The following is a 15,319-nucleotide window of genomic DNA, read 5'->3' on the forward strand; positions in this document are numbered from 1 at the left end:
TCCCAGCAGTACCACCGCAGCCCGCGGGCCGCGCAGGTCGTCCCCTGCGCATCGCCACCGCTCGATTCGGATGGCAAGGCCCGCGGGCTGTTCCGTGCCCGGGGGCCACGCGGTCGCCATCGCGCAGAGCCGGCCACATCACGGTCTGGTTGCGGTCCCCAACCGGGTGAGGGGCTGGCACGTCGACTGGGATGGAGGACGCGACCCGGCCGGGACCACCGGCCGGCACCACGTCGAAAGGGAAAGGTGACGTCATGACGACCACCCGCCACACGGCACACGGATCGACGCGCGCCCTCGGACTCGCCGGCGCAGGGGTGCTCCTGGCCGCCACGCTCGCCGGCTGCGGGGGCGGTTCCGACACCGCCTCGGGCACCGGCTCCAATGGGTCGACCAGCTCAACCAGCTCGACCAGCTCGGCCGCACCATCGACGTCCGCCGGGTCGGCGACGTCGGCCACTTCGACCGGGTCATCGGGCTCATCGAGCCCCTCCTCCCCGGCGAGCTCGGCACCCAGCCCGAGCAAGGCCACGAACAAGGGCTCGAGCAGTCCCGCACCCGCGGGCACGCCCACCTGCACGGCCGGCATGATGCGCACGCGCGCCGAGGCCCAGCCGGGCGGCGGGGCCGCGGGCAGCTTCGTCGTGCAGATCCTCACGACCAACACGAGCAGCAAGGTGTGCCAGACCCGTGGCTACCCCGGGGTGTCGCTGACCGCGGCAGGCACGGGCAAGCAGCTGGGTGCCGCCGCGGATCGCGAACCGGGACAACCGATCCCGACGATGCGGCTCGAGCCCGGCAAGACCGCCGTGGCCCTGGTCAAGGTCTCCCAGGCCGGCAACTTCGGCTGCCGCGTCACCCGCGCCGCCGGGTTCCGCATCTACCTGCCGGGCGACAAGGCGGCGGAGTTCGCCCCGTATGCCGTGGACGCCTGCTCGAGCGCGTCGGTGCACCAGCTGACGGTGCGCCCGTTCAACACCTGAGGGCCCCCGCACGCGGCGGCCGGTCGCCCCTCACACGACCGGCCGCCGATGTGGCGGGTCAGCCTCGCAGTGCGGCTGCCGCCGCGGCGAGGGACTCGATTCGGGCCCAGTCGCCTTGTGCCACAGCGTCCTTCGGCGTGATCCACGATCCGCCGACGCACCCCACGTTGGGCAGCCCCAGCCAGTCGACAGCCGTGTCGGGCGTGATCCCACCGGTCGGGCAGAACCGCAGCTGCGGGCACGGCCCGGCCACCGACGTGAGGTAGTCGCGACCGCCGCTCGCCACGGCGGGGAAGAACTTCTGCACCTCGAGCCCGGCTTCGGCCAGGGTCAGCATCTCGGTCAGGGTGCCGGCGCCGGCGAGCAGCGGCAGCCCCGAGGCCAGCGCCGACTCGAGCAGCTTCGGGGGCGACCCGGGCGTGACGATGAACTGCGCGCCGGCGTCGACCACCTGCTGCACCTGCTCGGGCCGCACCACCGTGCCGGCCCCGACGACGATCCCCTCGACCTCCGAGGCCACCGCCTCGATGGCACCCAGCCCCGCCTCCGAGCGCAGCGTCAGCTCGATGACGCGTATGCCGCCGCGCAGCAGCGCCTGCGCCAGCGGCACCGCCTGCGCGACGTCGTCGACCACGACGACCGGGATGACCGGCGACAGGGCGAGGACGTCGGCCTCGCTGGTGATGACGGGCTTGGCCGAAACCCCTTGCGAGGCAGGGACATTGGTGGTGGTCGCGCTCATCGGGTCTCCTCCGTCAGGGCAGTCTGGTCGGCGGGCACCGCCGCGGTGTGGTCGAACTCGGGTCCGAGCGCGCCGAACACGTGCGCGCCCTCGTCGGCCCGCCCGACCGCGGAACGCATCGGTGCGAACAGCTCGCGCCCGGTGCCGATGCCGTCCGCGGTGACCCGGGGCTCGGGCAGCCGGGCAGCGAACTCGTCCTCGTCGACCAGCACGTCGAGCCGGCCGGTGAGCGAGTCGACCCGCACGACGTCACCATCACGGACCTTGGCGATCGGACCGGCGTGCACCGACTCGGGTGTGACGTGGATGGCGGCCGGGATCGAGCCGGATGCGCCACTCATGCGTCCATCGGTGACGAGCGCGACGGCATACCCACGCTTTTGCAGCACCCCGAGCGAGGGGGTCAGGGCGTGCAGCTCGGGCATCCCGTTGGCGGACGGCCCCTGCTCGCGGATCACGACGACGACGTCGCGGTCGAGCTCGCGGCGCGAGAACGCCTGGAGGAAGCCGACCTGGTCGGTGAAGACGCGGGCGGGCGCCTCGACGATGCGGTGCTCGGGCGCGACCGCCGAGGTCTTGATGACGGCGTGGCCGAGGGTGCCGCGCAGCACCTTGAGGCCGCCGTCGGGCTCGAACGGGTCGGAGGCGGGGCGCAGGACGTCGAGGTCCCCGGATTCCGCCCCGGCGTCGACGAATTCGAGCCGACCGTCGGTATCGAGAACCGGCCGCTGGCTGTATCGGTGCAGGCCCTCGCCGGCGAGCGTGAGCACGTCCTCGTGCGCGAGTCCGGCCTCGAGCAGGGTGCGGACGAGGAACGGCGTGCCACCGGCCGCGTGGAAGTGGTTCACGTCGGCCGACCCGTTGGGGTAGATCCGGGCGACGAGCGGCACGACGGTCGCGAGGTCGTCGAAGTCCTCCCACGTGAGGTCGATGCCGGCCGCCGCAGCCATCGAGATGAGGTGCATCGTGTGGTTGGTCGAACCACCGGTCGCGAGCAGCGCGACGATGCCGTTGACCACGGCCTTCTCGTCGACGATCTGCCCTGTGCCATAACGGTTCTCGCTCGCGGCGATCTCGATGACGCGGCGCGTCGTGGCGTCGGTGAGCGCGTCCCGCAGCGGGTCGTCGGGCGAGACGAACGCCGCTCCAGGCAGGTGCAGGCCCATGACGTCCATCAGCACCTGGTTGGAGTTGGCGGTGCCGTAGAACGTGCAGGTGCCCGGCGAGTGGTACGACGCCACCTCGCTCGCGAGGAGCTCGTCGCGCCCGACCTCGCCCGCGGCATACGCCTTGCGGGTCTCCGCCTTCTCGGCGTTGGAGCGGCCGCTGGACATCGGCCCGGCTGGCACGAGCGCCGCCGGCAGGTGGCCGAACGACAGCGCGCCCGCGACGAGGCCCGGCACGATCTTGTCGCACACGCCGAGCAGCAGCGCGGCGTCGAAGACGTCGTGGGACAACGCGATCGCCGTTGACATGGCGATGACGTCGCGGCTGAACAGGCTGAGCTCCATGCCCGCCCGGCCCTGGGTGATGCCGTCGCACATGGCCGGCACCCCGCCCGCGACGCGGGCGACCGCACCGAGCTCGCGCGCGGTCGCCTTGACCTGCTGCGGGTAGTGCTCGAACGGCGCATGCGCCGACAGCATGTCGTTGTAGGCCGTGACGATGCCGAGGCTGACCCCGGTCTCGGCGGACAGGACGGCGCGGTCGTCGCCGCCGCACGCCGCGACGGCGTGCGCCAGGTTGGAGCAGCCGAGGTCGGTGCGCGCCGGGCGCAGGCTCAGCTCCGAGGCTGCGCGGGAAAGACGGCCCAGGTATGCCGTGCGGCTGGCGCGGCTGCGCTCGGTCACCCGGGCGGTGACGTCGGCGACGACAGGGTGGATCGCAGTGGGGGTGGCCATGGGGCTCCTGGTGGTCAGGCCCTGGACGGGTCGTGGTCGGCGGTCGGTGTGGACGGACCGCGGACGACGACGATGGCGCACCGCGTGTGACTGCGATCACAGTGTGCGGACGCCCGGGGCGCCCATGTCCACCCGTTCCGGCATACGGACGCGTAGCCATCCGAGGACTCCATCGGGGCGCTTCCCGCAATACGGGGGTTGCGTGCATGAAACGGGTGTTCCTGACCCCCGTTTCATGCACGCAACCCCCGTATTGCGGCTCAGGGTTGGCGGCGAGACACCTGCCAAGCAGCGGCCTCGTCGAGCGATCCTGCACCGACCCGGGTGAACACCAGCCGGTCGTGCAGCCGGTTGCGCCGACCACCCCAGAACTCGACCTCGTCGCACCGGATCCGGTAGCCACCCCAGGCGTCGGGGACGGGCACGTCGTCGGCGCGGCCCCGGTCCGGCCACCGCGCGGCATACCGGTCATAGGCCTCCTCGAGTCCCTCGCGACCCGAGATCGGCTGGGACTGGTGCGACGCCCACGCGGAGATGCGCGACCCCCACGGGCGGCTGCCGAAGTAGTCCGTCAGCTCCTCGCGCCCCAAGGGCTCGGCCATGCCACGGAACCGGATGGCGCGGAACATCGCCGGCCAGGTCAGCGAGGCGGCGATGGCCGGATTCCCAGCCAGCTCAAGGCCTTTCGTCGAGTCGGTGCTCGTGACGAACCCGGGCCCACGCTCGTCGAAGAACCGCATGAGCACGGTGCGAACGTTCGGCCGGCCGGAGCCGTCGACGGTCGCGACCGACAGGGCCGCCGGCTCCGGCACGTCGTCGCGCACCTGCGACCGGGCGATGGCGTCGTCGACCCACCGACGGGCCTGTAGCCACGGGGTCGGCGCCAGCTCGGCCTCCGACAGCCCCTCACCCTCGTAGTCAGTGCGCACAGCGTCGACGCGCAGCACATCATCATCCATGCCCCGAGATTAGGGTGAAGGCAAAGCCATCGGGTCAGGAGGAGCCATGCCGGGCAAGGGGCAGGCCGCAGGTCGCATCATCAAGTGGGGCGTGAAGTACGGCCCGCACGTCGTCGTGCTGGCGCAGCAGGCGAAGGAGCCGGCCATGAAGGCCGCCCAGTCGGCGCTCGACCGGCAGAAGGCCAAGCGTCGCGCCATCGAGCACGCCACCACGGTGCGCGACGGGTCGGTGCTCAAGACGTTCGACCCGACCAACCCGCACGGCGAGCCGGTGTGGGTCGTCTTCTCCGGTGACGACCCGATCGCCGCCCACCCGGCCACGACCACGCCGATCGCGCAGCTCATCGCCAACAGCGACCTGGCGATGCGCACGCGCCCCTCCGACCTCCCGAGCCCGGCGGACCGGCTGCGCCAGCTCCCCAAGAACCTCCCCCGACGCCCCGGCCAACCCAGGCCGTGATCACGGACCTTCCCGACGCAGCACGTCGCCAGCTGGGCCGGGCGGTGCGCTCACGCGTGGCCGGCCCGGACGCAGAGGCCAAGGCCGACCGGATCTGGCGCACCGAGGGCGAGCGCTGGTTCTCCCCCGGCGACCCCATCTGGAAGGTGCACGCGGACGCGGCGATGTTCCCCGCCGGCATACGCGCCCTGCTCCTGCAGTCGCTGCACCCGCTTGCGATGGCGGGCGTCGCCGCCCACTCGGGGTACAAGGGCGACGCGTGGGGGCGGCTGCAGCGCACGAGCGAGTTCCTCGCGACGACGACGTTCGGCACCGTCGACGACGCCGAGCAGGCGATCCGGCGAGTCCGGGCCATCCACCGGCGGGTGCGCGGGACCGCGCCCGACGGTCGCCCGTATGCCGCGAGCGACCCACACCTGCTGCGCTGGGTCCACGTCGCCGAGGCCGACAGCTTCCTCACCGCCTACCAGCACTACGCCGCCACCCCACTCGACGACGCCGAGGCGGACCGCTACGTCGAGCAGGCGGCCCTGGTCGCGGGTTTGCTGGGTGTCGAGGACGCGCCGACCACGGTCGCCGGGCTGCGCGCGGCGATCGAGTCCTACCGACCCGAGCTCGAGGGCACGCCGGCCGCGCGCGAGGCTGCGCGGTTCCTGCTCGTGAGCCCGCCGCTGCCCCTTGCGGCCAGGCCCGGGTATGCCGCGTTGGCAGCGGGTGCCGTGTCGATGCTCCCCTGGTGGGCGCGGTGGCCGTTGCGGCTGCCGTGGCTGCCGGTGACCGAGCAGCTCGTGGGCCGACGGGTCGGCGGGGTGGCCACCAGCGTCGTCCGCTGGGCCATGCAGGCCGAGGACCCGCGCCGCCTGTCCTGACCGGCGGGCGCGAGAACAACGTCGGCGCGCAGCGGTTGTCGGCCCGCTCGCTTGGGTAGCGTGACGAGCATGCAGACCGTCGACGCCGTGGTCATCGGAGCCGGGCACCACGGGCTCGTCTCAGCGGCCGTCCTCGCCGACGCCGGCTGGGACGTGCTGGTGCTGGAAGCCCGGGACCAGGTCGGCGGTGCGGTCGCCTCGGTCGACCGGGACGGCTGGGTGATGGACGAGTTCTCGGCCTGCTACCCGCTCGCGGTCGCGTCGCCCGTGCTGCGCGGACTCGACCTGGAGGCCCACGGGCTGCGCTGGGCCACGCCCGACAACGTCGTGGCCCACGTCGGGCGGCCCGACGACACGGTGGGCGCGCTCCTGCAGCGCGACCCGACCGCGACGGCTGCGGCGCTGGAGGCTGACCACCCCGGCGACGGCGCGGCCTGGCTCGAGCTGGTCGACCTGTGGCGCACGGTGCGCGACCCGCTCCTCGACGCGCTGCTCACCCGGTGGCCGCCCGTGCGCGCCGCCGGCCGGATGGTCGGCAATGTCGGCGGACGCGAGTTCCCGCGCGTGGCAAGGGAGTTCATCCTCCCCGCCCACCGCATGTGGCACCACCGCTTCGGCGGTGAACGCGCCCGGTCGTTGCTGGCCGGCAACGCCGCCCACGCCGACATCCCCCTGTCGGCACCGGGCAGTGGCATCTTCGCCTTCCTCATGACGATGCTCGCCCAGGACGTCGGGTTCCCGTCGCCCGTGGGCGGGGCCGGCGAGCTGGCCACGGCGCTGCGGCGCCGCGCGGAGGCCGCCGGTGCAGTCGTCGAGACCGACGAGCCGGTAGGCCGCGTGGTCACCTCCGCCGGTCGGGTCGCCGGGGTGGTCACCGCCTCCGGCCGACGGATCGCGGCCCGGCGCGCGGTGATCGCCGACACCAGCGCCCCCGCGCTCTTCCAGCAGTTGCTGACGTCGGACCAGGTGCCGCCAGGGTTGTTGCGGGACCTCGAGTCGTTCGAGTGGGACCTGCCGACGGTCAAGGTCAACCTGCGCCTGTCGGCACCCCTGCCGTGGACTGCGCAGTCGGCCCGCGGCGCCGGTGTCGTGCACGTCGGCCGCGACAGCGCGGGGCTCGTGCGGTGGGGCGCCGACCTCGAGGCCGGCGTCATCCCGGACGAGCCGTTCGCCCTGCTGGGCCAGATGACGACCACCGACGCCAGCCGGTCCCCCGACGGCACCGAGACGGTCTGGCTCTACTCGCACCTGCCCCGCGAGGTCACCGACGACGCCAGCGCCAACCGGCTCGCCGACCAGCTCGGGGTGATGCTCGACCGGTTCGCACCCGGGTGGCGCGACCTGGTCGTGGACGGCTGGGTGCAGCTGCCGTCCGACCTGGCCGGCGCCGACGCCAACCTCGTTGGCGGCGCGGTCGGCGGGGGCACGTCGCAGCTGCAGCAACAGCTGGTGTTTCGCCCGACCATCGGCCTGGGCGGCCCTCGCACCCCCGTCGCCGGGCTCTACTTGGGCAGCGCGGGCGCCCACCCCGGGGGCGGTGTCCACGGCGGCTGCGGCTACCTCGCAGCGCGCGCCGCGCTGTCCGACCACGCCTGGTGGGGTCGCCCCCGCGCGAAGGCTGAGCTCGCCGCCCTGCACTGGCTGCACGGCCGCTGACCACCCGGGTGGGGGTATCCGCGCGGCCCACCTGCCTGCAAGAGGCATCGGTGAGCACGCGGCATACCCGTCGCAGTATTTTTCGCGAGTCGATGTCGAAAGCCGCGCTTCCCGCTCGACGTACGGGCACGAAGAGCTCCACCCACCTAGCAAAGGACTGATCGAGATGCCGCGTTTCATGGGATTCGTACGGATGGAAGAAGGACAGGGCAACCCGCCGCAGGCCCTGTTCGACGCGATGGACGAGTACATCGGCAAGGAGGCCGCGGCCGGCCACTTCCTCGATGGCGGCGGGCTCTACGGCACCGAGGACGCCGTCAACTTCGTCGTCAAGAAGGGCGAGGTGACGAGGGTCGACGGCCCGTACGCCGAGTCCAAGGAGGTCGTCGGCGGCTGGGCGATCATGCAGTACGACTCACTCGAGGAGGCCATCGCGGGCCAGCAGGACTTCGCCGAGCTGCACCGCAAGTACTGGCCCGAGGTGTCGATGGTCGCCACGCTGCGCCAGATCCCGGACGAGCCGCCCACGCCCGCCGAGGACTGACGCACCGCCCTCGCTTGCGTCTGCGTGAGTGGTTGCCATAGCCACGACTCACGCAGACGTTGCGGGTATGCCGCGGGGTCACCGCCGCCCCCTACGCTCGCCTCATGCCCGAGGCCAGCACGAGCGACACCGCGACCGCTGAGGCGATCACGGCCACCTGGCGCGCGGAGTCGGCGCGGCTCGTCGGCGCGCTGACCCGCATGACCCGCAACGTCGACCTGGCCGAGGACCTCGCCCAGGACGCGCTCGTCGCCGCGCTCGAGCAGTGGCCAGGCCACGGCATACCGGGCAACCCGGCCGCGTGGCTCATGACCACCGCCAAGCGGCGCGGCATCGACCAGATCCGGCGCGCCGAGACGCTGCGCCGCAAGACCGCTGAGCTCGAGCACCAGGCCCGGGAGGAGGACCCCATGCCGGACCTCGACGCCCAGGTCGACCACATCGAGGACGACGTGCTGCGGCTGGTCTTCCTCTGCTGCCACCCGGCGCTGACCCCCGAGTCCCGCGCCGCGCTGACGCTGCGGCTCGTCGGCGGACTGACGACGACCGAGATCGCGCGCGGCTTCCTCGCCGCGGAATCGGCGATGGGACAACGGATCTCGCGTGCCAAGAAGACGCTGACCGAGGCACGGGCGGAGTTCGAGCTGCCCGTCGGAGCCGACCGCGAGAAGCGGCTCGACGACGTGATGGCCGTGATCTACCTGATCTTCAACGAGGGGTATAGCGCGACCGCAGGCGACGACTGGATGCGCCCCGACCTGGCGCAGGAGGCGATGCGGCTCGCGCGGATGCTGGCCGATCTCGCGCCCGACGAGCCCGAGGTGCACGGCCTCCAGGCGTTGCTCGAGCTCCAGGGCTCGCGGATGGCGGCCCGCACCGACGAGGATGGCGAGCCGGTGCTGCTCGAGGACCAGGACCGCAGCCGCTGGGACGAGCTGCTGGTCCGCCGCGGGCTCGGCGCGCTGCGCAGGGCCGAGGCGTTGGCCGCGCGCGGCCGCCCGGTCGGCCGCTACTACCTGCAGGCCGCGATCGCCGCCCAGCACGCCCGCGCGGCCCGCGCCGAGGACACCGACTGGCGCGCCATCGCGGGTCTTTACGACGTCCTCGCCCAGGCCGCGCCGGGGCCGGTCGTGGAGGTCAACCGGGCCGTCGCCCACGGGCGCGCGTTCGGGCCGGATGCGGGGCTGGCGGTCCTCGACGCGGTCGATCCCGACGCCCTCGGCGACTCGCCGGCCGTCCCGAGTGTCCGCGGTGACCTGCTGGCTCGCGCCGGCCGGCATACCGAGGCAGTAGAAGCCTTCACCGAGGCCGCGAGCCGCACCCGCAACGCCGGCGAGCGCACCCTCCTCGAGCGGCGGGCGCAGGAGTCACGCGAGGCGCTCGGCCAGGCGGGCGATCCCGGCCCGCAGCTCGGCTGACCACGACCCACCGCCGTGCCCGGCATCGCCGACGACGACGAGCTCGGCGTCGGGCCACCCCTGCGCCACGCGCCACGGGACGTCGAGGGGGCTGCTGATGTCGGTGCGGCCGTGGACGAGGACTCCCGGGATGCCGGCCAGCCGCGGCAGGTCGCGCAGCAGCTGCCCGTCCTCCACGAACCCGGCGTTGGCCCAGTAGTGCGTCACCAGCCGCGCGAACGTCATCCGGAACACCGGGTCGTCGTAGCGCGGGTCGTGCGTGGCGCCCGGGAAGGTTGCCACGTGCGTGTCCTCCCAGGCGCACCAGTCGAGCGCCGCCTGCTCGCGCACCGCCGGGTCGGGGTCGTGCAGCAGACGTGAGTATGCCGCCGCGAGGTTGCCTTCGCGGTCGGCCTCGGGCACCCCGGCGACGAAGCGTTCCCATTCGCGGGAAAGACCCGACCCATGTCGCTGGTGATCCACTCGACCTCGCGGGCGCTGGTGTTGGTGACGGCGCCGAGGGCCAGGGCGGTCACCCGGTCGGGGTGCACCTCGGCGTAGGCGAGTCCGAGCGTTGCACCCCACGAGACCCCGACGACCATCCACCGGTCGACGCCGACGTGCTCGCGCAGCCGTTCGATGTCGGCAACGAGGTGCGGTGTGGTGTTGGTCGAGAGGTCGACGACGGGCTCCGAGGCGCTGGGCGTCGACCGGCCGGAGTTGCGCTGGTCGAACAACACGATGCGAAACACGTTGGGGTCAAACGTCTTTCGTCGCGATGGAGCGCATCCGCTGCCAGGTCCGCCGTGGAGGAAGACGACAGGTATGCCGCTGGGGTTGCCGGACTGCTCGTAGTGCAGCCGGTGCCCGCCCCCGACGTCGAGCATCCCCTCGTCGAACGGCTCGGTCATCGGCCACGGCTCGGGCAACAGGCGGGCTGGCTCGGACACGCCACCATCCAACCAGCCCCCGCGCCTGCGAGTCTTCGGAAGAATGCCGACGTTCCAGCGTGCACATTGTTCCGAAGACTCGAGGGTCAGGGGGTCCGCGAGTCAGGGGGTCGGGTGGCGGGCGTCGTAGCGGACGAAGCCGGGCTGCAGCCGGGCGAGCACCACCATGGCCAGCACACACGCCACCCCGCCGAACAACGCCGTCCGCCCCTCACCGACGTGCGAGGCGAGGAAGCCACCGGCCATCTCGCCCAGCCGGGGCCCGCCGGCGACCACGACGATGAAGACGCCCTGCAACCGACCGCGCAGGTGGTCCGGCGTCGCGGCCTGCAGGATGGTCTGCCGGAAGACCGAGCTCACCGAGTCCGAAGCCCCGGCGACCGCCATCGCCAGCAACGCGGCATACAACGCCTGGGTGCGGGTGAGCACGCCCCCGGCGGCCAGCATCGACGCCCCGAAGCCGGCGATCGCCGCACCCCACCCCACGATCGCCACGAGGATCGCCAGTCCCTGACGGCGGACGACACCCAGCCGACCCGAGAAGAACATCGCGCCGATCCCGCCGACGGCCGCCGCGGCGGCGAGCGCGCCCACAGTCTTGGCGCCGCCGCCGAAGATCACGGCACCCGCGGCGGGGAAGAGCACGCGCGGTTGCGCGAGGAACATCGCCGCGATGTCGGCGACGAAGGTCATGCGCACGTTCGGTCGGGTCGCGAGGAACGACAGCCCATCGAGCACCGACCGCAGGCCCGGCCGCGTCGGTGCCTCGGTCGCGTCGCCGGCCCGCTCCGGTGGCAGGGGTGGCAGCGTCGACAGGCCCCACAGCGCCGCCGTCGTGATGACCGCATCGACGGTGTAGGCCGCCTTGAACCCGCCCCAGTCGACGAGGAACCCGGCGAGCAGCGGCCCCACCGTGAGCGAGGCGTTCATCGCGAAGACCGACAGGGCGTTGGCCGCTGGCAGTTGGTCACGCTCGAGGATGCGCGGGTAGATCGCGGTCCGCGCGGGCGAGGTCACCGCGAACGCGCCGTTCCAGACCGCGACGAGCAGGTAGAGGACCCACACGTGGGTGTTGCCGAGCCAGGCCTGGAGGGCGCACGCGATGCTCGTGACGAAGGCGACAGCCTGCCCCGCCAGGCCCACCACGCGCCGGTCGAAGTGGTCGACCAATGCCCCGCCGTAGAGCCCCATCGCGACCAGCGGCACCAGCGCGAACAGGCCGACAAGTCCTACGGCCGCAGTCGATTTCGTGAGGTCATAGACCTGGAGCCCCACCGCAACGACCGCCAGCTGCGAACCGACGTTGGCGAAGGTGAACCCCGCATAGAGCCGCCGGTATGCCGCATTGACCCGCAACGGGGTCAGGTCCAGGAGCAACGGCACGACAGCGAGCGTATGCCGCGTGGCCGGCTCCGTTTCCGGCGGCGGGGTGGGGCGCCGCTCCCGGCAATTCGGGCCACCCAGCGCTGACGAACCCGGCCACACCAGCACCCCGTGGCCCGAAGTCGCGGGCGCGCGACCCGTCAGAGCGCCAGCAGGGTGCCTCCGTCGACCCCGAGGACCTGTCCGGTCGTGAATCCCGCTCGGGGAGAGGCGAAGTGGGCGACGGCCTCGGCGACCTCGTCGAGCTCCCCGGGTCGGCCCATGGCGACCTTGGCCAGCCTCCTGCGGACCTCGTCCTCGTCGCGCCGTCCGTCCCAGAACCCGGTGTCCGGGACGTACCCGGGCGCGACTGCGTTGACCGTGATCCCCTCAGTGGCGAGCGCCGCGGCCGTGTCGATGACCCAGTTGTTGAGTGCCGCCTTCGCGGCTCCGTAGGCGCCGGCACCCTTGCGACCCGAGACAGAGCTGACCGCGATGATGCGCCCACCGGGCCGCGGCACCATCGGCAGCAACGCCTCGGTGACCAGGACCGCGGAGAGCACGTTGGCCCGGAAGGTGCCGACCCACTGCTCGGCGAGGTCGCCGAGACCGTCGTCGGCGCCGGGCACCAGGCCACCGGCTGCGCAGACCAGGACGTCGACCCGGTCGAGCTGGGCTGCGAGCGCGGCGACGTCGCTGGGGTCACTCGCGTCCGCCTGCACCCAGCGGGCGGCACGGCCCAAACCCCTGGCGGCTTCCTCGATGACGGAGGCACGGCGACCGACGAGGACGACCTCATGCCCGTCATCGACGAACCTGCGCGCACATGCCAACCCGATCCCGGTACCGCCCCCGGTGATGACGACCTGCATCGCTCCTCCATTCCTTTAGCGCTAAAGTATAACCATGGATGAGGTGGTCGACGAGATCCGCACCGGCTGGGCGCGTGTGCGTCCCGAACTGCCGACCCGGTCGGTCGGCGCCGTCTCGCTCATCTGGCGGCTGGCGCGGATGCTCCATGCCGAACGGGCGCGGGTGCTCGCCGGGCTCGACATCGACCAGGCCACCCTGGAAGTGCTCGCCAACCTGCGTCGCAACAGCGGCGAGGAGCCGATGTCACCGGGCGACCTGGCGGCGGCCTGTGGCGTGACCCCCGGGGCGATCTCGCTCCGGCTGCGCCGCGCCGAGCAGTCCGGCTGGGTGACCCGCACCAGCGACCCGGCCGATGCCCGTGGCGTGCTGGTGTCCCTCACCAAGTCCGGTCGCGGCGCCGCGGAACGCTTCGCGCAGATCGTCCTCGAGCACGACGAGGCCCTCGTGGCAGCCATGAGCGACGGCGACCTCGCACGCCTCGAGCGCCTGCTCGAGCGGCTCGAGGGCTCGATCCACGAGGCGACGCGAGACGCGTCACCAGGCTGAGGGCCCGCTCCGCCCGCCACCTCGGACCACTTCACGCGCAAAGTGTGAGGTTCGCTCGCGAAAAGTTCCCGTGCGAAGCTCACTTTCGCGCGTGACGCGGAAAAGCTGTGGCGGGTCGGGGGTCAGTCGGCGACCGTGATGCCCAGCTCGGTGGCGAGCGCGTCCGCCAGGTCGATCAGCTGGAGGCGCGAGACCGTCGCACCCTTGAGCCCGGTGAGCCCGCTCGGCGCCACCAGCTCCGCCCGGGTCAGGTCCACCGACTTCAGCCGCGCCGCGCGGAAGTCCGCCGCCACCAGTCGCGTCCCCTCGAACCCCACCTTCTCCAGGCTCGCCTCGGCGAAGTCCGGCTCCACCAGCTGGCAGTCGACGAACTCGCAGTCGGCCAGCTTCGCCGACCGCAGGTTGAGGAACTCGATCTTGCACCCCTCGAACCGCACCCGCCGCAGCTCCGCCCCGTGCAGCTGCACCGCCCCCAACCGACCACCGGACACCACACAGTCCAGCCACGTCGACTCGGCGAGGTCCACGCCGGCTCCGCGCACGGCATACCAGCTCGTCTCGGCGAACCGCGCCCGCGGCGCCCGAACCTCCGACAGGTCACAGTCGCGGAAGGCGCACTCGAGGAAGCGTGTGTTCTCGGCGTGCTGCCCGGTGAGGTCGCCGGTGAACGTCTCCCCGTCGTGGTCGTCGTCGGGTCGCAGGGGGCCGCCAGCAGCAGAGTCCATACCGCCCATGGTGACCCACGAGTAGGACAGGGCAGAATGGGGCACTCCGCAGCCGCGCCCACCCCGCGCGTGCCCTTGTGTCAGTGCCGACCAGCCACGAGAGGACACCGATGTCCGACAGCGACTTCAAGCCCGGACTGGAGGGCGTCATCGCCTTCGAGTCGCAGATCGCCGAGCCCGACAAGGAAGGTGGGGCGCTGCGCTACCGCGGGGTCGACATCAAGGACCTCGTCGGCAAGGTGAGCTTCGGCCAGGTCTGGGGGTTGCTGGTCGACAACGAGTTCGACCCGGGTCTGCCGCCGGCCGAGCCGTTCCCGCTCCCGGTGCACACGGGCGACATCCGCGTCGACGTGCAGTCCGCGCTGGCGCAGCTCGCGCCGGTGTGGGGCTTCAAACCGCTGCTCGACGTGACCGACGAGGAGGCCCGCGAGCAGCTGGCCCGCGCCTCCGTCATGGCGTTGTCGTTCATCGCCCAGTCGGCCCACGGCCAGAACACGCCGATGGTGCCGCAGAAGCGCGTCGACGAGGGCCGCACCATCGTCGAGCGGTTCATGATCCGGTGGCGCGGCGAGCCCGACCCCAAGCACGTCGAGGCGATCGACGCCTACTTCATCTCCGCCGCCGAGCACGGCATGAACGCCTCCACCTTCACCGCGCGCGTCATCGCCTCGACCGGCGCCGACGTCGCGGCCTGCCTCTCCGGCGCGATCGGCGCCCTCTCCGGCCCGCTGCACGGTGGCGCCCCGTCCCGCGCCCAGCACATGATCGAGGGCGTCGAGAAGACCGGCGACGCCACGGCATACGTCAAGGGCGTCCTCGACCGCGGTGAGCGGCTCATGGGCTTCGGCCACCGCGTCTACCGCGCGTACGACCCGCGCGCGGCGGTGCTGCGCGACACGTGCAAGCGGCTCGGTGCGCCACGCTACGAGGTGGCGCTCGAGCTCGAGAAGGCCGCCATCGCGGCGCTGGCCGAGCGCTACCCCGAGCGCAAGATGGAGACCAACGTCGACTACTGGGCGGCCGTGCTGCTCGACTTCGCCGAGGTGCCGGGCGACATGATGACGCCGCTGTTCGCGTCCGCGCGCACCGCCGGCTGGTCGGCGCACATCCTCGAGCAGAAGCAGACCGGTCGCCTCATCCGCCCGAGCTCGCGCTACATCGGCGAGGGCCCGCGCGGGCTCGAGTCGGTCAAGGGCTACCAGGCCTGACCCGGGCCCGCGCTGGCTTGCGTCTGCGGAGTTGCCCGCCAGCGGGGCAAGTTCGCAGACGCAAGCGCCCCGGTATGCCGCGTGGCTGGTCCGGGTGGTGGACCTCACGTCCCAGCACGCGGACACCGGTGCGAGACTGTCACC

General features: G+C 72.5%; 15 protein-coding genes and 1 pseudogene. 8 read left to right on the forward strand and 8 right to left on the reverse strand.

The window, feature by feature from the left end:
- The first annotated feature begins 254 nt into the window (after positions 1 to 254).
- Complete coding sequence (locus HJG52_RS12290) at positions 255 to 983, forward strand: DUF4232 domain-containing protein (RefSeq protein WP_171243847.1); 729 nt, start codon at positions 255 to 257, stop codon at positions 981 to 983.
- A gap of 58 nt (positions 984 to 1,041) precedes the next feature.
- Here HJG52_RS12290 and eda read toward each other — a convergent pair whose 3' ends face one another.
- The 3 genes from eda to pdxH all read right to left on the reverse strand — a co-directional run bounded on the left by eda (position 1,042) and on the right by pdxH (position 4,585).
- Positions 1,042 to 1,725 carry a bifunctional 4-hydroxy-2-oxoglutarate aldolase/2-dehydro-3-deoxy-phosphogluconate aldolase gene (eda, locus tag HJG52_RS12295; RefSeq protein WP_206070537.1) on the reverse strand — a complete coding sequence of 228 codons (684 nt, stop codon included), beginning with the start codon at positions 1,723 to 1,725 and terminating at the stop codon, positions 1,042 to 1,044.
- The gene (gene edd / locus HJG52_RS12300) at positions 1,722 to 3,626 is read right to left on the reverse strand and encodes a phosphogluconate dehydratase (RefSeq protein WP_171243848.1); all 1,905 of its coding nucleotides are present in this window, start codon (positions 3,624 to 3,626) and stop codon (positions 1,722 to 1,724) included. Before edd ends, eda begins: the two co-directional genes overlap by 4 nt.
- Before the next feature lie 260 nt (positions 3,627 to 3,886).
- Positions 3,887 to 4,585, reverse strand: coding sequence for a pyridoxamine 5'-phosphate oxidase (pdxH, locus tag HJG52_RS12305; RefSeq protein WP_171243849.1), 699 nt, complete (start codon positions 4,583 to 4,585; stop codon positions 3,887 to 3,889).
- 46 nt (positions 4,586 to 4,631) lie between these two features.
- Between pdxH and HJG52_RS12310 the strand changes: the two genes are divergently transcribed.
- The 5 genes from HJG52_RS12310 (at position 4,632) to HJG52_RS12330 (ending at position 9,532) form a co-directional block, all read left to right on the forward strand.
- Positions 4,632 to 5,045 carry a hypothetical protein gene (locus HJG52_RS12310; RefSeq protein WP_171243850.1) on the forward strand — a complete coding sequence of 138 codons (414 nt, stop codon included), beginning with the start codon at positions 4,632 to 4,634 and terminating at the stop codon, positions 5,043 to 5,045.
- Positions 5,042 to 5,914: an oxygenase MpaB family protein gene (locus HJG52_RS12315; protein ID WP_171243851.1), complete on the forward strand. Its 873-nt coding sequence runs from the start codon at positions 5,042 to 5,044 to the stop codon at positions 5,912 to 5,914. Before HJG52_RS12310 ends, HJG52_RS12315 begins: the two co-directional genes overlap by 4 nt.
- A 69-nt stretch (positions 5,915 to 5,983) precedes the next feature.
- Positions 5,984 to 7,570, forward strand: coding sequence for a phytoene desaturase family protein (locus HJG52_RS12320; RefSeq protein ID WP_171243852.1), 1,587 nt, complete (start codon positions 5,984 to 5,986; stop codon positions 7,568 to 7,570).
- 166 nt (positions 7,571 to 7,736) lie between these two features.
- Entirely contained in the window at positions 7,737 to 8,114 is a 378-nt protein-coding gene (locus HJG52_RS12325; RefSeq protein WP_171243853.1) for a YciI family protein, read from the forward strand.
- A gap of 104 nt (positions 8,115 to 8,218) precedes the next feature.
- Positions 8,219 to 9,532 carry an RNA polymerase sigma factor gene (locus HJG52_RS12330; protein ID WP_171243854.1) on the forward strand — a complete coding sequence of 438 codons (1,314 nt, stop codon included), beginning with the start codon at positions 8,219 to 8,221 and terminating at the stop codon, positions 9,530 to 9,532.
- Here HJG52_RS12330 and HJG52_RS21665 read toward each other — a convergent pair.
- From HJG52_RS21665 to HJG52_RS12345, 4 genes and pseudogenes are all read right to left on the reverse strand, one after another.
- The gene (locus HJG52_RS21665; RefSeq protein WP_346767742.1) at positions 9,482 to 9,934 is read right to left on the reverse strand and encodes an alpha/beta hydrolase family protein; all 453 of its coding nucleotides are present in this window, start codon (positions 9,932 to 9,934) and stop codon (positions 9,482 to 9,484) included. The genes HJG52_RS12330 and HJG52_RS21665 overlap by 51 nt on opposite strands.
- Positions 9,935 to 9,999: 65 nt before the next feature.
- Positions 10,000 to 10,422 (reverse strand): annotated as a pseudogene (locus HJG52_RS21670) (alpha/beta fold hydrolase); the annotation flags it as partial.
- Between the two features lie 141 nt (positions 10,423 to 10,563).
- Complete coding sequence (locus tag HJG52_RS12340; RefSeq protein WP_171243855.1) at positions 10,564 to 11,844, reverse strand: MFS transporter; 1,281 nt, start codon at positions 11,842 to 11,844, stop codon at positions 10,564 to 10,566.
- A 140-nt stretch (positions 11,845 to 11,984) separates the two neighbouring features.
- On the reverse strand, positions 11,985 to 12,695 hold the full coding sequence (locus tag HJG52_RS12345) for an SDR family NAD(P)-dependent oxidoreductase (protein WP_171243856.1): 711 nt from the start codon (positions 12,693 to 12,695) through the stop codon (positions 11,985 to 11,987).
- A gap of 34 nt (positions 12,696 to 12,729) precedes the next feature.
- Here HJG52_RS12345 and HJG52_RS12350 point away from each other — a divergent pair, with 34 nt between their 5' ends.
- Complete coding sequence (locus HJG52_RS12350) at positions 12,730 to 13,242, forward strand: MarR family winged helix-turn-helix transcriptional regulator (RefSeq protein WP_171243857.1); 513 nt, start codon at positions 12,730 to 12,732, stop codon at positions 13,240 to 13,242.
- Between the two features lie 122 nt (positions 13,243 to 13,364).
- On the opposite strand, the gene HJG52_RS12355 is transcribed toward HJG52_RS12350, so the two are convergent.
- Positions 13,365 to 13,967 carry a pentapeptide repeat-containing protein gene (locus HJG52_RS12355; RefSeq protein WP_206070539.1) on the reverse strand — a complete coding sequence of 201 codons (603 nt, stop codon included), beginning with the start codon at positions 13,965 to 13,967 and terminating at the stop codon, positions 13,365 to 13,367.
- A gap of 110 nt (positions 13,968 to 14,077) precedes the next feature.
- Here HJG52_RS12355 and HJG52_RS12360 point away from each other — a divergent pair, with 110 nt between their 5' ends.
- Entirely contained in the window at positions 14,078 to 15,175 is a 1,098-nt protein-coding gene (locus tag HJG52_RS12360; RefSeq protein ID WP_171243858.1) for a citrate synthase 2, read from the forward strand.
- Positions 15,176 to 15,319: the final 144 nt, after the last annotated feature.

The sequence above is a fragment of the Knoellia koreensis genome (assembly GCF_013041615.1).
Taxonomy (GTDB): Bacteria; Actinomycetota; Actinomycetes; order Actinomycetales; family Dermatophilaceae; genus Pedococcus; species Pedococcus koreensis.

Coding starts and splice junctions, on each gene's coding strand:
- HJG52_RS12320 (WP_171243852.1), top strand. CDS start 5,984: ATGCAGACCGTCGACGCCGTGGTCATCGGAGCCGGGCACCACGGGCTC.
- pdxH (WP_171243849.1), bottom strand. CDS start 4,585: ATGGATGATGATGTGCTGCGCGTCGACGCTGTGCGCACTGACTACGAG.
- HJG52_RS12355 (WP_206070539.1), bottom strand. CDS start 13,967: ATGGACTCTGCTGCTGGCGGCCCCCTGCGACCCGACGACGACCACGAC.
- HJG52_RS12325 (WP_171243853.1), top strand. CDS start 7,737: ATGCCGCGTTTCATGGGATTCGTACGGATGGAAGAAGGACAGGGCAAC.
- edd (WP_171243848.1), bottom strand. CDS start 3,626: ATGGCCACCCCCACTGCGATCCACCCTGTCGTCGCCGACGTCACCGCC.
- HJG52_RS12330 (WP_171243854.1), top strand. CDS start 8,219: ATGCCCGAGGCCAGCACGAGCGACACCGCGACCGCTGAGGCGATCACG.
- HJG52_RS12350 (WP_171243857.1), top strand. CDS start 12,730: ATGGATGAGGTGGTCGACGAGATCCGCACCGGCTGGGCGCGTGTGCGT.
- HJG52_RS12360 (WP_171243858.1), top strand. CDS start 14,078: ATGTCCGACAGCGACTTCAAGCCCGGACTGGAGGGCGTCATCGCCTTC.
- HJG52_RS12290 (WP_171243847.1), top strand. CDS start 255: ATGACGACCACCCGCCACACGGCACACGGATCGACGCGCGCCCTCGGA.
- eda (WP_206070537.1), bottom strand. CDS start 1,725: ATGAGCGCGACCACCACCAATGTCCCTGCCTCGCAAGGGGTTTCGGCC.
- HJG52_RS12310 (WP_171243850.1), top strand. CDS start 4,632: ATGCCGGGCAAGGGGCAGGCCGCAGGTCGCATCATCAAGTGGGGCGTG.
- HJG52_RS12345 (WP_171243856.1), bottom strand. CDS start 12,695: ATGCAGGTCGTCATCACCGGGGGCGGTACCGGGATCGGGTTGGCATGT.